The sequence below is a fragment of the Lactobacillus sp. UMNPBX6 genome (assembly GCF_002553975.1).
Taxonomy (GTDB): Bacteria; Bacillota; Bacilli; order Lactobacillales; family Lactobacillaceae; genus Lactobacillus; species Lactobacillus gallinarum.
This window is the reverse complement of the sequence record NZ_PCZD01000011.1, coordinates 24,550-40,758: the sequence shown is the minus strand read 5'-3', so window position 1 is coordinate 40,758 and position 16,209 is coordinate 24,550. Positions and strand designations below refer to the sequence as shown.

Below are 16,209 nucleotides of genomic sequence, written 5' to 3'. Positions count from 1 at the left end.
TTGAGAATTTTGATCGTTCTTTTTATGGCCTAGGATTTAGTTTTTTCCCAGACACATTTTTTTATGCTTTTTACATTTTATTGTCCATATAGCGATTTAATTCATGATCCACAAATTCATTGCCTCGATTATTGGCGTGGCCTTTAGTCCATTCAAATGTACTATCTGGGAAATGCTTAAGCAAACGATCAAGTTCTTGCCATTCTGCCACATTTTTTAAAGGTCCGCCAGAACGCTTCCAACCGCGTTTCTTCCAACCGGCTAACCAGTGCTGATTAATTGCATTTAAAACATACTTAGAATCTAGCACAAACAATAAATGCTTTTCATTAAAGCCAAGCTCAATTAGTTTTTTCAAAGCATTAATCAAAGCAGTCTGTTCCATCTTATTGTTAGTTGCACCATATTCACCGCCTGAATCATGAACTTCTTGATCATCCCATTCAATCAAATAAGCCCACGCTGCTTTATCAGTTTTCTTAACATGGCCGCCCTTATATACGCCTGTATTACGAGTACCGCCATCAGTATAAGTCACTGCAAAAAACTCTACGGTTGAATGCGCCGTTACTTTTTTAGCTTGTGGCTTATTTTTTACTCTATTACTTTCTTGTTTAATCTTGGCAATGGCATTTTGCAAGGTATCTTCACCCTTTTGCAAAATATCTCCCTGAGTCCCATTGTTTAAACCTAGATAGTCAGTCGCATCAGTAATATTTTCAAATGACTTATACTCTGCTCCGGAAAAACCATCTACCTGCTTTTTTGCATCATCCCACGTGCGGTAGACGCCTGGTACACGACCATTTTTTACAGCATAAAACTTCATGATTCACCTCAAAAACAAAAAATCTCTACCCAATGTTAAAATATAATTATTATTCATTATAGGGAATTATGTAAGAAGGTGGCAAAAATGTTCTTTAACTCCAAAAAATATGCCGAAGAAGCTGAAAAGAACCATAAATATGATCTAAAACAAGAACCCAGCATGTTTAACATGATCTCATTAGGTCTGCTTGCTTCCTTTGCCCCTACACGTATCTTTCTCAAGTTACGCAAACGACACATCGAAAACAAGGCAGTAATTCAAGAAAGTTCAGTAAAGCAAGTTCCTATTATTTACTTCCATGGCTTTCGCGGTGGAGATTACACTACTAATGTAATGGTTCATCAAGCAATGCATGATAAGGGAACCGATAAATTTTTAAAGGTTACGGTTGATTTATTAGGCAACTTCAAATTAGAAGGTACTTGGTCCGGCGATGAGCATCCTATTGTACAGGTTGCCTTTCGTCAAAGAATTGTGGGAATTTACGGCATTGATTATTATCTTAGCTTTGTTTTACCCTTTCTTTCTAAAAAATATCACTTCAAAAATTATATTGCTGTAGCTCACTCTTTAGCCTGTCCTTGTATCATTAGAACGGAAATGAAGCATGCCTCTAGTAAAACTTTCCCTCATTTAATTAAATGTGCGTTAATTGCCGGCCCCTTTGACGGTGTTACTTATCTAGGCGATATTCCTAACGTAAATATTCTTAATGAAAATGGCCGTCCTAGTGTCATGAATCCTCATTATTTATATTTGCTTTTTAATCGCCGAAAATTCAATTCAAATATTTCAGTGCTAAATATCTACGGCAATGTTCTTGATAACACTAACACTGATAAATTTATTTCTGTAGTTTCAGCTAAAAGCATCCGCTACATTTTGGCTCCTAAAGCACATTTCTACCAAGAAGTAGAAGTTCGCGGCAAAAATGATGCAGAACATAGTTGGATGCATGATAATCCATTCGTTATTGATATTGTTGATAAATTTCTCAATTTAAAAAAATAGACTGTATTTGGGAGGAAGAACATGGTCTGGTGGCATGATTTTATCAGAATTATCTTTATTACTAACACACTCCTTGCTTTTTACATCGTTTTCCACCGAAGGCGATCAGTTTCTACAACTTGGGCCTGGTTAATTGTTTTGCTTATTTTTCCAGTAGTTGGTCTTACTCTTTATGCATTTTTCGGCCGGGGTATTTCCCAGGAAAATATTTTTTCAATTAATAAGCAACACCACATTGGCTTACGCAACGTTCAAAAATCAATTGCCAAAGCACCCAAAGAAGTCAGCCCCTCTGACACTTCTAAATTAGGCAAAATCGCGATTCATTTTTTTAACCGCAATAATGAATCGCCTCTCACCAAAAACAACAACGTGGAACTCTATACTGAGGGTGAAACCTTCTTTCATGATTTGCTCAAAGACATAGTTCGAGCAAAGGAAACTATCAATGTAGAGTTTTATACTTTTTATAGCGACAATATTGGTAACCGTGTTTTACAACTTTTAATCCAAAAGGCTAAACAAGGTGTAAAAGTACGAGTTATCTATGATGCCTGGGGATCAATGGGTGCAACCAAAGCCTGGTTTGATCAATTACGCAAAGCCGGCGGAGAGGTTTTGCCTTTTATTACTTCCAGAAATATGATCACTAGATATCGAATTAACTATCATTTGCACCGTAAGATTGTTGTAATCGATGGGCGTATTTCCTGGACTGGTGGCTTCAATATCGGTGATCAATACTTAGGAAGGAAAAAGAAATTTGGTCATTGGCGTGATAGTCAGGTGCGCATCGTCGGCTCTGCTTCTTTGTTATTGCAAGAGCGATTCGTGATGGACTGGAACGCTTCAATCAAACGTCCTGAACAAATTATTCGCTTTAACGATACGCTTTTCCCTGATCTTGATGAAAAAAAGATCCATCGCGGAGATGTTGCTACACAGATCATTTCTGATGGCCCTGACCGTTATATTCCCTATATGCGTAACGGTATGATGCGCTTAATGCAGCTAGCGAGAAAAAGATTATGGATTCAAACACCTTACTTAATTCCTGACGATGCCGTCTTTGCCACATGGCAAACTATCGCTATGTCTGGTGTCGATGTGAGAATCATGATCCCGTGCAAGCCCGATCACCCTTTTATTTACCGGGCTTCTCAATGGTATGCCAATGAGCTTACACGCTGCGGCGTAAAAATTTATATTTATGAAGACGGCTTCTTACATGCCAAGACTACTATCATCGATGATTATTTTTCTACCGTTGGTTCGATGAATCAAGATTATCGTTCATATGATCTTAACTTTGAAGACAATGCCATTTTCTATGATAAAAAATTTACTAAAAAAATGATCGAAGTTTTTGAAGCAGATATGAAAAAATCTCACTTGCTTACTCACGAGGAAATAAAAAAGCAAGGTCGTATATTACGAACCTTGCAAAGTTTTTCACGGATGCTTTCCCCAATCTTATGATTGGATTTCAACGGGAATATTTTTACCTATATATTTTTGCAATGCGGCAATAACTTCGTTAACTTGAATCCGAAACCGCATCATATATGCCTTATTATTGTTAGTTCTAAAAATGGCCATTACTAATGGCTTTTTAGGATTAGGGACATTAATTAATGTGACACTAGAGATTTCATCGTACTTAACCGTTCGCTTAAAGTAACCTGAAACCACCATTTTTTTAGGACTAAAACCTGAAAAACCATCAACTATGCTAATTAACAAGAATAAGGCTAAAAATACATTTAAACCTGGATCACCTTTTTCAATGTAGTTCCAGGTAAAACCTAACCAAATAAAAATAATTGCCCAAACGATTGAGGAGATACGATAGTGTCCACGAAATTCTACTTTAGCTTGCCAATACCAACTGTAGCAAGCATAAGCTAGCATCAATATATTAACTACAATGTAAAAATAAGACATATAAGCCATAAAAATCCCCTCAAAAAATTTATTTCTTTTAATTATAACAAAGACAGGATTCATAATTAAACAAACAGATTATAGAACAGAGGCATAAACTATGAAAAAATCTGATTTAATAGAACTGCAACAAGAAATTGATAAAGCAAGCCACATCGTTTTCTTAACCGGCGCAGGTGTCTCAACTCATTCAGGCATTCCTGATTATCGTTCAAAAAATGGGATTTATAACGGCGTGCAAGAAAGTCCGGAAAATATTCTTAGTGAAAGCACTCTTTACAACCGTCCAGAATTTTTCTACCAATTTGTAATGAATAATATGTATTTCCCAGACGCTAAACCCAACCTAATCCACCAAAAAATCGCTCAAATTTGCAATCAAAAAGGTGATCTTATTACCCAAAATATTGATTGTTTGGATACGAAAGCCGGAAATAAACACGTGACAGAGTTTCATGGAAATCTATATAATATATATTGTACTAAATGTCACCATTCAATTTTTTACGAAAAATATTCTCAAAATTACATCCATCAAAATTGCGGTGGCATTATTCGACCAGACATAGTACTATATGGTGAATCAATTAAGCCTGAAACTTTAACTAAATCCGTTGAAATTATGCAAAAATCTGATTTAGTTATTATTTGTGGGACAAGTTTTGTAGTTTATCCATTTGCTCAACTTTTGGCCTATCGCAATGAGAAAGCAAAAATTTTTTCCATTAACAAAACTAAGATTCCTGCATCAGGAATTAAACAAATTATTGGTGACGCTCTTGATGTATTTAAAATATTGAATTAATATAACATTTAATATTTTCAAAGTGAAAATTTATGTAGGTGGTGAAAATATGGCAGAGGTTTTTTATTATGATTATGTGACGATCAAACCATGGACTTACTTTTTAACAGCTTCCATATTTGGTTTGACTTACGTAGGGCTCAAAGGTGACAAAAGCGTTTCTCCCATTTTTAGCTTTTATCCTCACCGAATGCTTGTACATGATCCTAAAAAATTAGCTCCATATATTGAACAATTAAAAGAATATTTCGCTGGAACAAGAAAAAAGTTTGATGTTCCGATTGATATTTCTGAATTTGGCACTGAATTCCAAAGAAAAACATTACAAGTTGTGCAAAATCTTCCATATGGTTTTACAGCCAGTTACGGTGATATTGCAACATCATTACCTAACGCTACTTCTGCACGCGCAGTAGCACATGCGGTAGCGTTAAATCCTGTTTTGATTTTTATTCCAGACCACAGAGTTATTCTCTCCAATAATCAAGTGGGAACTTATCGTCTAGGACAAAAAGAAAAAGTTAGGTTAATTGATTTAGAAAAGAGTCATATGCATGGCAATCTTTAAAATGTATGCCCCATTTTTTGACCTAGGCAACTGGGCTCATGTTTTAACCAGTGGTAAAGATTGGATGATTATCCTAACCCTGATTTTAATGGAATGTTTGCTTTCCGTTGACAATGCCGTAGTTTTAGCAGCACAAACGCAAGTGTTGCCTACAAAAGCAGAAAAGGAAAAATCATTATTATATGGTTTATGGGGTGCCTACCTTTTCCGCTTTATTGTTATCGGAATTGGAACATATTTAATTCATTTTTGGGAAATTAAATTAGCTGGTAGTATTTATTTATTCTACCTAGCTTTTAAGTTTTTCTATGATCAGCGTCACCCTAAACAAGCCGCTGAACGTGAAAAAGAAAAGGAAGAGCGTGAGGCCGCTCACCATAAAGGAAAGAAAAAGAAGAAACACGTTTTGTCTTTATTCTGGCGAACGGTTATCTCAATTGAATCCATGGATATCGTATTTTCTATCGACTCAGTTCTGGCGGCATTAGCTGTCTCAAGTAATCCTGTCGTAGTTTTAATCGGTGGAATGATCGGTATTCTCTGCATGAGAGGGGTTGCCGAAATAATTATTAAATTAATGGATATCATCCCTGAATTACAGCCGATGGCTTATCTATTAATTGGGATTATCGCCTTAAAATTACTTTTAGCACTTCCACCTCTTCGTTTTGAATTACCAAACATGGTTTTCGCTATCATTGTTTTTACTATTTTAACTTTGACTATTCTTTTCCACTTCTGGCGTGTTAAACGTCATGGACATAAGCATATTTAAAATAAAAAAGCTTGTCTGTTATGATAAGCTTCTTTATTTACTTCAATTTCTTTTCTACATATTTCTTCAAAACAACCGCTTGATTATGTTCCCTATTTTTAGCCCCATAAAGAAAGAGTACATCACCTATTTTCAATTTCTCTTGTACAGTTTTGATAAACTCAGGCATAAAATCATTGGCATCTAATTCTGTAATATACTTTTGTTCAAATTCCGGGAACTTCTCATCCTCATGATTAAACCATTTTCTTAAATCATTTGTCGGTCCAATCTGCTTATCCCATTCATCCAGGGCCGCTTTAACTTTGCTTATTCCTCGTGGCCACATACGATCAACTAATATTCTATAGCCAGCAGGTTGCTCATGATCATAAATTCTTACTAATTTTATTTCACTCATTTGAAAGAATCCTCTCTTTTAGATTAGTCTATAACTAAGATTAAAAAATTTAAACCAGAAAGGCGTTAAATGAACTACACAAATTACTTTACTAATCGTCCAACTGATGAAATTACACACGATTTAATTGGACGACCTCTTATTTATAATGAGGGAAAAGAAAAATTAGGCGGCTATATTGTCGAGGCTGAAGCGTACATGGGCAAAGATGATCGTGCAGCTCACTCTTATGGCGGTCATCGCAGTCCCGCTAACGAAGGACTTTACCGCCGCGGCGGCACCATTTATATCTACGCACAAAGACAATATTTCTTTTTTGATGTTGCCTGTCAAGAAGAAAATGAACCACAAGGGATTCTTATCAGAGCAATTGAACCTGTTTGGGGAATTGATACTATGATTAAAAACAGAAACGGCAAAAGCGGCGTTTTGCTTACTAATGGCCCAGCCAAAATGATGCAGGCTTTTGGAATACACGACAAGAATTGGAATTTGCATTTTCTTTCTGATTCTCCATTTATAATTGATCTTGAAGACAAACACAGAAAACCTGCCCAAGAGATTATTGCAGATAAACGCGTGGGTATTAATCAATCTGATCCTATTTGGGCTAATAAAAAACTACGTTATTACGTAGCTGGAAATCCTTACGTTTCAGATATGAAAAAGAGAAATTATGCTAAAAATAATGGATGGACTTGACATATTTTAATTTTTCTTTTATTATCTTTCCATAGTTAAATAATTTTCCAATGCAATAGAGGTTGCGACAACCACAAGATAATTCAGAGTCCGCGAAGACAATGAAGGTTATCTTAGGGCTGCCGCCGAAATGGATTTAACATTCGCGTGTTGATCTGTTGGGCTATAGAACAATATTCTATAGACTGTCCTGGTTAGTCCCCAGGGAGCGCTATAAGATTTGGTTTTAATACTGATGATTATGACCTCGTTGCTGATGAAGCACCGAGGTTTTTATTTACGCTTTATTGTATTGGCTTTATGTTGAAAACATTGGAGGGTTTTTCATTGAAGTCAAGATTTAGATGGATTGCAGCATTACTAACAATCCTGATCGGTTTATTTATTGGATTCAGCTTTAACAGCCGCGAGACTCAAGCTGCTAAAAAAGATTCCAGCGTATTAAAAATAGGTATGGAAGCTAACTATCCACCATACAATTGGACTCAACCTAAGAAGACAAACGGTGCTGTGCCAATTGATGGCTCAAATTCTTATGCAAATGGTTATGACGTTCAAATCGCCAAAATTATTGGTAAGAGACTTCACAAAAAAGTTGTGGTTGAAAAGACTCAATGGGATGGTTTATTACCTGCTTTAACTTCCGGCAAAATTGATTTAATCATCGCTGGTATGAGTCCTACTGCTGAAAGACGTAAGGCTATCAACTTTTCAGAGCCATACAGAAAGAGTACTTTCGTTGTTATTACCAATAAAGCAAGTAAATACTCAAATGCTAAGAAATTATCTGATTTTAAGGGTGCTAAGTTAACTGCTCAACAAGGTACTTTGCACTACGATTTAATCAAGCAATTAAAGGGTGCTAAGCGTGAACCAGCTATGCGTGACTTCTCAGCCATGCGTCAAAGTTTAGCTTCTGGTACCATCGATGGTTATGTTGCAGAAGACATCGAATTCGAAAGTTACCACAGCGTTAACCCTAACATCATTGCCGTTAACTTGAACAAGATGGCTGGTTTCCACGTTGATCATGATGATTCCGTAACTAGTATTGGTGTTAAAAAGGGCAACACTAAATTACTTAACGAAGTTAACGCTACTTTAAGAACTATTTCTAACAAAAAGCGTGAACAATTGATGTCACAAGCCGTTAAGGAACAACCTAAGGCTGGTAACGAAACTAAGAAGGAAAACTGGTTAGTAACTACTTGGAAGCAATACGGCAGCATGATCATGTCCGGTATTGGTATGACTTTACTTTTAGCCTTAGTTGGTACTATTGTTGGTTTCTTTATCGGTTTGCTCGTTGGTATCGTTCGTACCATCCCTACCCCAACTACTCGCGGTAAGCGTTGGGCTTTAAACTTCGTAAAATGGCTATTATCAGTTTACGTTGAAATTTTCCGTGGTACTCCAATGATGGTTCAGGCCGCTGTAATTTACTACGGTATTGCTCAATTCTGGCACTTAAACTTAAACAGAACTATTGCCGCTTTAATCATTGTTTCAATCAATACTGGTGCCTACCTTGCCGAAGTTATCCGTGGTGGTATTATTTCTACTCCAGAAGGACAATTTGAAGCAGCTAGTGCACTTGGTATGACTCACAACCAAAGAATGTGGCATATCATCTTGCCTCAAGCTATTAGAAACTGTTTACCATCAATCACCAACGAATTTATCGTTAACATCAAGGATACTTCAGTATTGAGTATCATCTCAGTTTCTGAATTGTTCTTCGTTGGTACTACTATTGCCAGTCAATCATTCAAGTTCTTCCCAACTTACTTAATGATTTCGGCAATCTACTTAATTTTGACATTTACTATTACCAGAATCTTCAACTTTATTGAAAAGAAACTTGAAGGTAAAAAGAACTACAACTTGATGGCTAACCAAGTTCAAGTTGGTACTCCAAAAGATGCGGAGGCAAACAATTAATGACTGAATCAAACGAAGTAATTTTAAGTTTAAAGCATATGCAAAAGTCCTATGGGGCTCACAAGGTATTGAAGGACATTTCTTTCGATATCAACAAAGGCGAGATCGTGACCATCATTGGTCCTTCCGGTGGTGGTAAGTCTACTACCCTTCGCTGCATCAACTTGCTCGAAGAACCTACTGGTGGCGAGATCGATTTCCACGATGAAAACATTTTGGCACCTGGTTACAACCGTAATACCTTTAGATCCAAGGTCGGCATGGTATTCCAGCAATTCGACTTATTCGAAAACAAGAATGTTTTGGAAAACTGCATGATCGGCCAAGAATTGGTCCTCAAGCGTTCAAAAGACGAAGCACGTAAGATTGCTATGGAGAACCTTAAAAAGGTTGGTATGGATCCATTTATCAAGGCTAAACCACAACAATTATCTGGTGGTCAACAACAGCGTGTTGCTATTGCCCGTGCGATTTCAATGAATCCAGAAGTTTTATTGTTCGACGAACCAACTAGTGCCCTTGACCCAGAAATGGTTGGCGAAGTACTAGACGTTATGCAAAAGCTTGCTACAACCGGTTTGACGATGGTGATCGTTACCCACGAAATGGGCTTTGCCAAGAGCATTTCAGACCGTGTATTGTTCATCAGTGACGGTATCATTACTGAACAAGGTTCACCTGATCAAATCTTTGATCATCCAAAGAATGAAAAGACACAAAAGTTCCTGAGTAACTTCAGAAAAATGGACTTTTAAAATTTTAAAAGCAGAGAAGTTTGATTACTTCCCTGCTTTTTTAGTTTATAATTAATAAAAAATTAATTGGAGGAATATTTATGAATGAAAGAGTGTATTACTTCGTCAAATCGTATGATGAAGATTTACCAAAACCACCAGCAGAAAGTTTTGGTCAAATTTTAAACGAAACCTACTTGCATCCCTTCGATTGGAGCGCAAGAACCACTCGTAAGTCCTACTGGTGGAGCGTCTTAACCAACTTCATTATTGCCATTTTAGCTATTGTAGTTGGCTTCTATGCTTTCAATGAAGGCCTTAATCCGGGTATCAGAGTAATCGACGCTGTGGTTGCGATTGCTATCTATGTCTGGGTATTTCTAGCTGGTCTTGGTCAAATGATCCGTCGTTTGCATGACGTTGGCTACAGCGGCTACTGGTACTGGGCTACCTTCACTGGTTATGGCACAATGTTTATGTTTTACTTAGCACTTCAGCCATCTGTCCAACACAAGGTTAAATGGGGCAAGTACTTGTTCAGCGATCAAGATTATCCTGAGGACGGCGCAAAAAGTAATGTTCCTATACCAACTATTGGTCAAATCTTGAAGGAACACTTCTTTGACTGCTTCAAGTGGGATGCTAGATCTACTAGAACCTCATTCTGGGTAGGTACTGCAATTAGCCAAGTTATCATGACAATCGGCGTACTTGCTTGTTACCTACTTGCTTTCATGCTTTTAGCTCCTTTCAGCGTTACTGAATTTGATTCTGGCGATGCCAAGGTAATCGGTGTAATCTTCATCATTTTTATTATTTCCTTTATTGCAGCAGCTATTTGGGCCTTTTTAGCACAATTAGGTCACACTGTTCGTCGTCTGCACGACGCAGGCTTTAACGGTGGTTGGTGGTGGCTGGGCGTAATTCCTTACGTTGGTCAACTGTTGCTAGCATTCTTGCTCTTCCACCCTACTGTCCAAAATGAAGTTAAATGGGACAAATATTTATTTGATCCAGAAGATCGAATTAGATAGATCAAAATTAAAAAGATCATTCCTATATGGGGATGATCTTTTTAAAACTCATTTTCTATTTTGAATTGAGTTTACAAAAAATAGCGCTTTTTTACGTTTTAAATAATATCCTTATTTTCCTTAATGCGAGCTAATTTCCAGCCCGTATCAAAATACATCTTGCGCGTTTGACGCAAATCATCATAATCACTTTGTAAACTATCAATGGCATCCTGTAAGCCCTTATTTTGCTTTCTAATCGCATTTAGCTCAGGATCATTGATCACACCCTTAAGGTGTACTTGAGCCGCTAAATAGCGCCGACGATGCTCAAATTCTTCTCTCAAAGTACCCAGCGCATCTTCATACTTAACTAGCTTTTTATTGATCTCAGAAATTTGATCATTCAGTTGAATAAACAACTTATAAGGCATATCCGACTTAATTCGGTTGCATTCCGCACAAGCTAAAGTTAAATTATCTAAGCTGTTGTTGTGACTAAGAGAAACAGGATCCTTATGATCTACGCTGCGGCCACGTCTGCCGCAATATTGGCAGCGGTATTTATACTTGGCCCGAATGCGTTCACGATCAATAAAATCAACTTCGTTTAACTGGAAATTGATCTCCAAATCCATTCCCTTTAAATTTTGCTCAAAAGTTACGCCTTGGTTAGGCACATAATTAAGCTTGCCATCTTCGCTTTTAATTACCGCCAAATTCAAATCAGACCTTTTAATCTGTTGGCGGGCGATTTCATTGCCATCATAATCTTGTAAAAAGGCCTCGTATTTTTTACGGTCCTTTTTATTTTTCACAATAAAACCTGATTGATCTTGTTTCTTTGCACCGACAAACGTGTAAAGCAAGCTTTGAGCAAAAGTTGCGACCGCATCATTTGCGTAATCTTCCGGATTCAGGTTGCGCGTGATACAAATGTCGCAAATACTGGTCAACTTAGGATTCATTAACCCCTCTTGCTTAAAATGCAAAGAGTCCATGCGTAGCCCGCATGAACTACATTGAAATTTCACCTAATCATCCCCTAACAATAGAATGCTAAAAGCTATTCGTTGCATCTTATCCTTTCCCGCGAAATCACCTTTAAAAAGATCTGGCAAAATTTTCTTAATAAAGTATTGTACGCAAACTAAATCGTCGAACTTCTTGATCGTTTCAAGACTTTCCTTGAACATTTGCATATAAACCGGGTTCGGATTACCTAATTCGATTTCTCCATAAGCTTCATATAACAAATCTAATTTATCACAGATTGATAAAATTTTACCCTCTAAAGTATCATCTTTGCCTTCTGAGAGACGTTTAGTATAAATTTCTTGAAATTCTTCTGGAATCTCATCCTTAATGAACTTGGTGGTCATTGTTTCTTCAACGTCACCGATCATCTTTCTAAGTTGAGGAGTAGCGTATTTAACCGGTGTCTTAATATCACCGATGAAACGTTCAGTATAATCGTGATTCAAACTCTTTTCGTAAAGGGCCTTCCAATTGATCTTCTTATTGCCGTGAACTTCTTCGATATCACCCATCATTTGTGCGAGTTCAGCTGTTCTGAAACAGTGATCAGCTACTGAGTGGTGATGATACTTGAAGTAGCCCGGTGCTCGATCAATTGACTCTAAACTATTAAATCCTTGAATATATGCATTTAATCCCATTTTTTTATCCTCCTCATTTTCCTTAAAATTTTTACTATGTTATCAAAGATTGATTTTCAATGCAAATAAAAAGAGGCCTTTGCCTCTTAAAATCTATGCGCCGGTGTCAGTATCGTTGCCATCGTCGTTAGTACTGCATCATAGTAATTATTTTTAGGTAATTTTTTAGCAAAAATATATTGCTGCGAATCAAACAAATTATCATAGCCTTGATTGCGATTTTCATTCACCGCAATATAAATTGGCGCGCTAAAGCTAGCTGATTGATAATTATTGACTGGCTTGCCTTTTAAAGTATAGCCTGCTGTAATTGTATTTTGCTTGCTAAAAAATTTAAGCAAGCGATGTACAGTATTCTTTGCTAATTTATCCTTACTAAATGCTAAATCCATTGGCACCCGGCAAGCATTGGCATAATAATCACCATCATATCGATCAGTGGTAACCCTTCCTTTAACTGGCTTAGCATCTTTTGATGTCAGCCAGGCAAAGTCTGGAACTAGGCCACTCTTATGCTGGTGACTCAATTGATTGAGCCGCTTGAGCATTGTTTTTTTAATTAAGAGCCACCGCGAATCATTGCTTTCACGATAAAATTGATCAAACATTGTCGGCAATACATCTGAAGTCCGCATTAAATTATAATACTTCGACTTAGAATCGGCCCAATTGCCCACCGTTAAAGCGTGCGTTGTCGGATTATATTCATAACGCAAAATATCGGCAATTAATTTTTGCCCTTGCCGCTGATATGCTGGGTTTTTCCATCTTTTAGCCGCTAAAAACAAAGCTTTAGCAATAAATAAGTCCCCATCAGTAGCGCTATTGCGTTCACTGCTCCATTTTCCATTTTTCTTTGTTTGCCGCCAAGCCATCAATTGCGTATTACGATCCCGGTGTTTTAAATAATACTGCACTAGCTTAGCAAAGTTGCTTTCTTTAACTGCTGGATCATGCGCCGCAATAAACATCCCATATCCTTGGCCTTCAGATAAAACCGTCACTTGTTCCTGCTTAGGCGTGGTATTAATATAGGCAAGATTCTTTTCTTCAACTACATAATTTTTATGCCAAGAATGTAGAAAAAAATTACGCACCGCTGAATTATTATCTGCTCTGATATAGATCATAATACCGGTAAATGCAATCGTTACGAGTAAAAATCCTAGTAGCATCCATCTTTTTTTCATCTCATCACCTAATCCGCAAATCTCTTAGTCTTAACCCATTTAGTACTATCACGATGAAAAACGCGATCTAGCATTACTGAAGTAACCGCATGAATTGATACAATGATGAACAATTGCGAATAAGTAAAATATGATGCTAAGGCTAGCCAAATCTGTTCGTCAGTTGCCTGCCCATATTGCGTAGTCATAGCTAGGTTAATTTGCAAAATATAAAGCAAAACCATCAATAGCCAATTAAAGAGCAGAATTTGAGCTAATAAAATATTACTCCGCGAAATTGTAAATGGTATTACTACTGCAGGATTCCAAAGATGGACGATTAAGGCAATCAAATTAGAAAAAAAGATCAGATCTGATAAAACAATCGCCAAATTAAACCAGAAAAAAGTGCAGGAATAATAGACAGTCTCTAATTTAACCCGCCAGTTGCTTTTATCAAAAAGATGGCAAAAATTATTGATCACCACTTCATAGTTACCTTTAGCCCAACGCAAGCGTTGGAAATAATAATCTTTTAAGCGTTCTGGTTCTTGCTGGAAGGCTTCAGAATTATAGGCTAAGGCAATCAAACTACCTGAGCCCATAATTTTAAAAGAAATATCAGTATCTTCGGTCAAAGCGCCATTGCGCCAGCCGCCAATTGATCTGACATAATCAGTATTAATAATAAAGTTAGTCCCTGGAATACGACCAATCTTAAATAATTGCCAGATACCGCAGTGTTGAATTCGCTGGGTAACAACAATTTTCTGATTGATACACTTAGTTAAAAAATTCTGCCGCGCATTTCTCGTCTTATTGCGCCCAAAAGCAGCCTTATATCTCACCGGATTTTCCAAAATCTTTTTAATTAAAAAATACAAAGCATTTTCTTCTGGCATGGCATCTGCATCATATACACCAAGGTATTCTCCTTGGGCAATCTTCAAAGCATCATTTAATACACCAGCTTTGCCACCACTACCTGTTCGTTCAATTACTTGAACATTGATTTCCCGTTCAGGATATTGCTTGATTATTTCCCGGGCAATTTTAGCAGTATCATCAGTACAATTATCAGCATAGATTAAAATTTGTAACTTATCAGCCGGATAATTCAAATTTAAAATTGCCTGCGTAGTTTTACTAATAACTAATTCTTCATTATGAGCTGGTACAACTAACGTAACTTTTGGGTAACGCTTAAGTGGCGTGATTTTAACTAAGAGCTTGCTGTGCTTTAACCAAAAGAAAACTGCACCACTTAAGGTAACTAGAGACATCAACAAAGAAAGCCAAATCGAGATTAACGTTAAAATTTGTAATGCTTCACTCATTTTTCGTCTTTTTTCCTTTTTTATTGATTACCGTATTTTCAACATTAAAGTAAATGACAAACGCACAAATAAACATAACTATGAAAGCAAGTAAAAAGATGCCTGAAATGCTTAAAGCTAAGAAATAAAACCAATTAGTCATTTGCTTCAGCCTTTAAATATTCAACAATTAAGTCAGTTTCCAATTCGCGGTCCAAATGTTTTACAATCACATTTGGATCTGTAAAACGATCCACGTTTGTTTCATCAATTCGCTGACTCGTCCATTTCAAGCCTCCGGGAAGATCATCTTGCACTTTTTTTAATTCCGCAATTGTCTCCTGATTAATCTGCTTGATAATGTCATCTCTTAATTCAGGCGAAATAATAAAAAAAGTGGCATCTCCTAAATAAAAGAGTTCCTCAGCTGCTAATCTTCTCTTTTTTAAGATATCAGCTAATTTTTCTAAATACTGCGCGTGCTCTTCTGGATGAAGTTGAGCAAACTGTTCGTGGTTAGCCCAACGCAACATTGATACATGCATCCATAAATGTAATTGTGGCCGTTCTTTAATATTACTAATTACTTTTGAATAAATTTTATTAGCAGTGTAACATGTATGCATTTTTAGAGTGCCATTGTAGCGTTTAAGGTAATTGCGAATATCTTGCCGATTTTTACTAATAAAACGCCAATCTAGGACATAATAGCGCAACACCGTTAAAAGCCCTGCCTCTATCGGAAAAGCTACCACTAAAAACCACTTTGCTTCTGTAGGAATTACAACATATCCCAGCACTAAAAAGCCCGCTGCAATCGTCGTTAACAAAATTATCAGCCAGCTAACCATTATATTAGGCAACAATAATCCCGTCATAATAGCTAAAATTAGAATTAAAAATAAGCCATTGACTATATTTGCCGAATATTCTTCCACTTGAAAAACAGCAATTACTGGAAAAAGTATTGCTGCAACGAGATCTAAATAGATCAAAATATTGTATTTATTATTCTTATTCATATATCTAACTATCTATATCCTATATATTTTTTAGAAAAACATAAGTTAAATTATATTCAAAATTTTTTTAATGTCCATGCATAGATAAAATTTTTTTAAACAAAAAAAGCTAGAAGCCTTAGCTCCTAGCTTTTAATTTCAATATTATCAAAGACTACTTGTTTTCGTCTTTTGCGGCCTTGTTCAAGAAAGCAACAACTGCTGCTACGTGAGCAACACGCTTCTTTGCGTTTCTCTTGTTCTTAGGTCTTTGGTTTGGTTCACAACCAGTGTTGTAATTTTCACCTTTACGCATATG

18 protein-coding genes and 1 riboswitch are annotated in these 16,209 nt (G+C 36.7%); of the genes, 9 read left to right on the top strand and 9 right to left on the bottom strand.

Translation table 11 applies throughout. The features are described 5' to 3' along the window. Window positions 1-70: 70 nt before the first annotated feature. A complete protein-coding gene (locus CP357_RS03305; RefSeq protein WP_087176616.1) occupies window positions 71-829 on the bottom strand; it encodes a ribonuclease H family protein in 759 nt (252 codons plus the stop codon). 87 nt (window positions 830-916) lie between these two features. Between CP357_RS03305 and CP357_RS03300 the strand changes: the two genes are divergently transcribed. Together CP357_RS03300 and cls are read left to right on the top strand one after the other, a co-directional pair. Next, on the top strand, window positions 917-1,843 hold the full coding sequence (locus tag CP357_RS03300) for an alpha/beta hydrolase (RefSeq protein WP_025005603.1): 927 nt from the start codon (window positions 917-919) through the stop codon (window positions 1,841-1,843). Window positions 1,844-1,864: 21 nt separating this feature from the next. Then, entirely contained in the window at window positions 1,865-3,322 is a 1,458-nt protein-coding gene (gene cls / locus CP357_RS03295) for a cardiolipin synthase (RefSeq protein WP_098036531.1), read from the top strand. Here cls and CP357_RS03290 read toward each other — a convergent pair. Then, window positions 3,317-3,796 (bottom strand): hypothetical protein, encoded by a 480-nt coding sequence (locus CP357_RS03290; protein ID WP_025005605.1) that lies wholly within the window; start codon window positions 3,794-3,796, stop codon window positions 3,317-3,319. The genes cls and CP357_RS03290 overlap by 6 nt on opposite strands. 91 nt (window positions 3,797-3,887) lie before the next feature. On the opposite strand from CP357_RS03290, the gene CP357_RS03285 reads away from it, so the two are divergent. Genes CP357_RS03285 through CP357_RS03275 form a run of 3 tightly spaced genes read left to right on the top strand, consistent with a single transcriptional unit; the run spans window position 3,888 to window position 5,935 of the window. After that, window positions 3,888-4,592, top strand: a complete 705-nt coding sequence (locus CP357_RS03285; RefSeq protein WP_087235853.1) for an NAD-dependent protein deacylase — start codon at window positions 3,888-3,890, stop codon at window positions 4,590-4,592. Window positions 4,593-4,641: 49 nt separating this feature from the next. Continuing rightward, complete coding sequence (locus tag CP357_RS03280) at window positions 4,642-5,160, top strand: methylated-DNA--[protein]-cysteine S-methyltransferase (protein WP_025005607.1); 519 nt, start codon at window positions 4,642-4,644, stop codon at window positions 5,158-5,160. Then, complete coding sequence (locus CP357_RS03275) at window positions 5,147-5,935, top strand: TerC family protein (RefSeq protein ID WP_025005608.1); 789 nt, start codon at window positions 5,147-5,149, stop codon at window positions 5,933-5,935. The genes CP357_RS03280 and CP357_RS03275 overlap by 14 nt, the downstream gene beginning before the upstream one ends. 37 nt (window positions 5,936-5,972) lie before the next feature. On the opposite strand, the gene CP357_RS03270 is transcribed toward CP357_RS03275, so the two are convergent. Next, the gene (locus CP357_RS03270; protein WP_087176621.1) at window positions 5,973-6,335 is read right to left on the bottom strand and encodes a DUF488 domain-containing protein; all 363 of its coding nucleotides are present in this window, start codon (window positions 6,333-6,335) and stop codon (window positions 5,973-5,975) included. 69 nt (window positions 6,336-6,404) lie between these two features. Here CP357_RS03270 and CP357_RS03265 point away from each other — a divergent pair, with 69 nt between their 5' ends. From CP357_RS03265 to CP357_RS03250, 4 genes are all read left to right on the top strand, one after another. Continuing rightward, entirely contained in the window at window positions 6,405-7,037 is a 633-nt protein-coding gene (locus CP357_RS03265; RefSeq protein WP_087176622.1) for a DNA-3-methyladenine glycosylase, read from the top strand. A 48-nt stretch (window positions 7,038-7,085) separates the two neighbouring features. After that, window positions 7,086-7,259, top strand: a riboswitch (Lysine riboswitch). A gap of 105 nt (window positions 7,260-7,364) precedes the next feature. Continuing rightward, entirely contained in the window at window positions 7,365-8,978 is a 1,614-nt protein-coding gene (locus CP357_RS03260; protein ID WP_087235857.1) for an ABC transporter substrate-binding protein/permease, read from the top strand. Continuing rightward, the gene (locus tag CP357_RS03255; RefSeq protein WP_098036530.1) at window positions 8,978-9,733 is read left to right on the top strand and encodes an amino acid ABC transporter ATP-binding protein; all 756 of its coding nucleotides are present in this window, start codon (window positions 8,978-8,980) and stop codon (window positions 9,731-9,733) included. Before CP357_RS03260 ends, CP357_RS03255 begins: the two co-directional genes overlap by 1 nt. Window positions 9,734-9,813: 80 nt before the next feature. Then, window positions 9,814-10,746: a DUF805 domain-containing protein gene (locus tag CP357_RS03250; RefSeq protein ID WP_098036529.1), complete on the top strand. Its 933-nt coding sequence runs from the start codon at window positions 9,814-9,816 to the stop codon at window positions 10,744-10,746. Between the two features lie 98 nt (window positions 10,747-10,844). Here the strand turns inward: CP357_RS03250 and CP357_RS03245 are convergent, their stop codons facing one another. From CP357_RS03245 to CP357_RS03215, 6 genes are all read right to left on the bottom strand, one after another. Beyond that, window positions 10,845-11,759: an HNH endonuclease gene (locus CP357_RS03245; RefSeq protein ID WP_098036528.1), complete on the bottom strand. Its 915-nt coding sequence runs from the start codon at window positions 11,757-11,759 to the stop codon at window positions 10,845-10,847. Then, window positions 11,760-12,404, bottom strand: coding sequence for a YfbR-like 5'-deoxynucleotidase (locus CP357_RS03240; RefSeq protein ID WP_013436958.1), 645 nt, complete (start codon window positions 12,402-12,404; stop codon window positions 11,760-11,762). 86 nt (window positions 12,405-12,490) lie between these two features. Next, window positions 12,491-13,594, bottom strand: a complete 1,104-nt coding sequence (locus CP357_RS03235) for a glycosyl hydrolase family 8 (protein WP_098036527.1) — start codon at window positions 13,592-13,594, stop codon at window positions 12,491-12,493. Window positions 13,595-13,602: 8 nt separating this feature from the next. After that, complete coding sequence (locus CP357_RS03230) at window positions 13,603-14,910, bottom strand: glycosyltransferase family 2 protein (protein ID WP_098036526.1); 1,308 nt, start codon at window positions 14,908-14,910, stop codon at window positions 13,603-13,605. Between the two features lie 134 nt (window positions 14,911-15,044). Then, window positions 15,045-15,911: a hypothetical protein gene (locus CP357_RS03220; RefSeq protein ID WP_057726600.1), complete on the bottom strand. Its 867-nt coding sequence runs from the start codon at window positions 15,909-15,911 to the stop codon at window positions 15,045-15,047. A gap of 154 nt (window positions 15,912-16,065) precedes the next feature. After that, window positions 16,066-16,206 (bottom strand): hypothetical protein, encoded by a 141-nt coding sequence (locus tag CP357_RS03215; protein WP_003548644.1) that lies wholly within the window; start codon window positions 16,204-16,206, stop codon window positions 16,066-16,068. Window positions 16,207-16,209: the final 3 nt, after the last annotated feature.

Excerpts from the sequence above, each read along its gene's own strand:
- CP357_RS03305 (WP_087176616.1), bottom strand. The coding sequence starts at position 829 with ATGAAGTTTTATGCTGTAAAAAATGGTCGTGTACCAGGCGTCTACCGC.
- CP357_RS03300 (WP_025005603.1), top strand. The coding sequence starts at position 917 with ATGTTCTTTAACTCCAAAAAATATGCCGAAGAAGCTGAAAAGAACCAT.
- cls (WP_098036531.1), top strand. The coding sequence starts at position 1,865 with ATGGTCTGGTGGCATGATTTTATCAGAATTATCTTTATTACTAACACA.
- CP357_RS03290 (WP_025005605.1), bottom strand. The coding sequence starts at position 3,796 with ATGGCTTATATGTCTTATTTTTACATTGTAGTTAATATATTGATGCTA.
- CP357_RS03285 (WP_087235853.1), top strand. The coding sequence starts at position 3,888 with ATGAAAAAATCTGATTTAATAGAACTGCAACAAGAAATTGATAAAGCA.
- CP357_RS03280 (WP_025005607.1), top strand. The coding sequence starts at position 4,642 with ATGGCAGAGGTTTTTTATTATGATTATGTGACGATCAAACCATGGACT.
- CP357_RS03275 (WP_025005608.1), top strand. The coding sequence starts at position 5,147 with ATGGCAATCTTTAAAATGTATGCCCCATTTTTTGACCTAGGCAACTGG.
- CP357_RS03270 (WP_087176621.1), bottom strand. The coding sequence starts at position 6,335 with ATGAGTGAAATAAAATTAGTAAGAATTTATGATCATGAGCAACCTGCT.
- CP357_RS03265 (WP_087176622.1), top strand. The coding sequence starts at position 6,405 with ATGAACTACACAAATTACTTTACTAATCGTCCAACTGATGAAATTACA.
- CP357_RS03255 (WP_098036530.1), top strand. The coding sequence starts at position 8,978 with ATGACTGAATCAAACGAAGTAATTTTAAGTTTAAAGCATATGCAAAAG.
- CP357_RS03250 (WP_098036529.1), top strand. The coding sequence starts at position 9,814 with ATGAATGAAAGAGTGTATTACTTCGTCAAATCGTATGATGAAGATTTA.
- CP357_RS03240 (WP_013436958.1), bottom strand. The coding sequence starts at position 12,404 with ATGGGATTAAATGCATATATTCAAGGATTTAATAGTTTAGAGTCAATT.
- CP357_RS03235 (WP_098036527.1), bottom strand. The coding sequence starts at position 13,594 with ATGAAAAAAAGATGGATGCTACTAGGATTTTTACTCGTAACGATTGCA.
- CP357_RS03230 (WP_098036526.1), bottom strand. The coding sequence starts at position 14,910 with ATGAGTGAAGCATTACAAATTTTAACGTTAATCTCGATTTGGCTTTCT.
- CP357_RS03220 (WP_057726600.1), bottom strand. The coding sequence starts at position 15,911 with ATGAATAAGAATAATAAATACAATATTTTGATCTATTTAGATCTCGTT.
- CP357_RS03215 (WP_003548644.1), bottom strand. The coding sequence starts at position 16,206 with ATGCGTAAAGGTGAAAATTACAACACTGGTTGTGAACCAAACCAAAGA.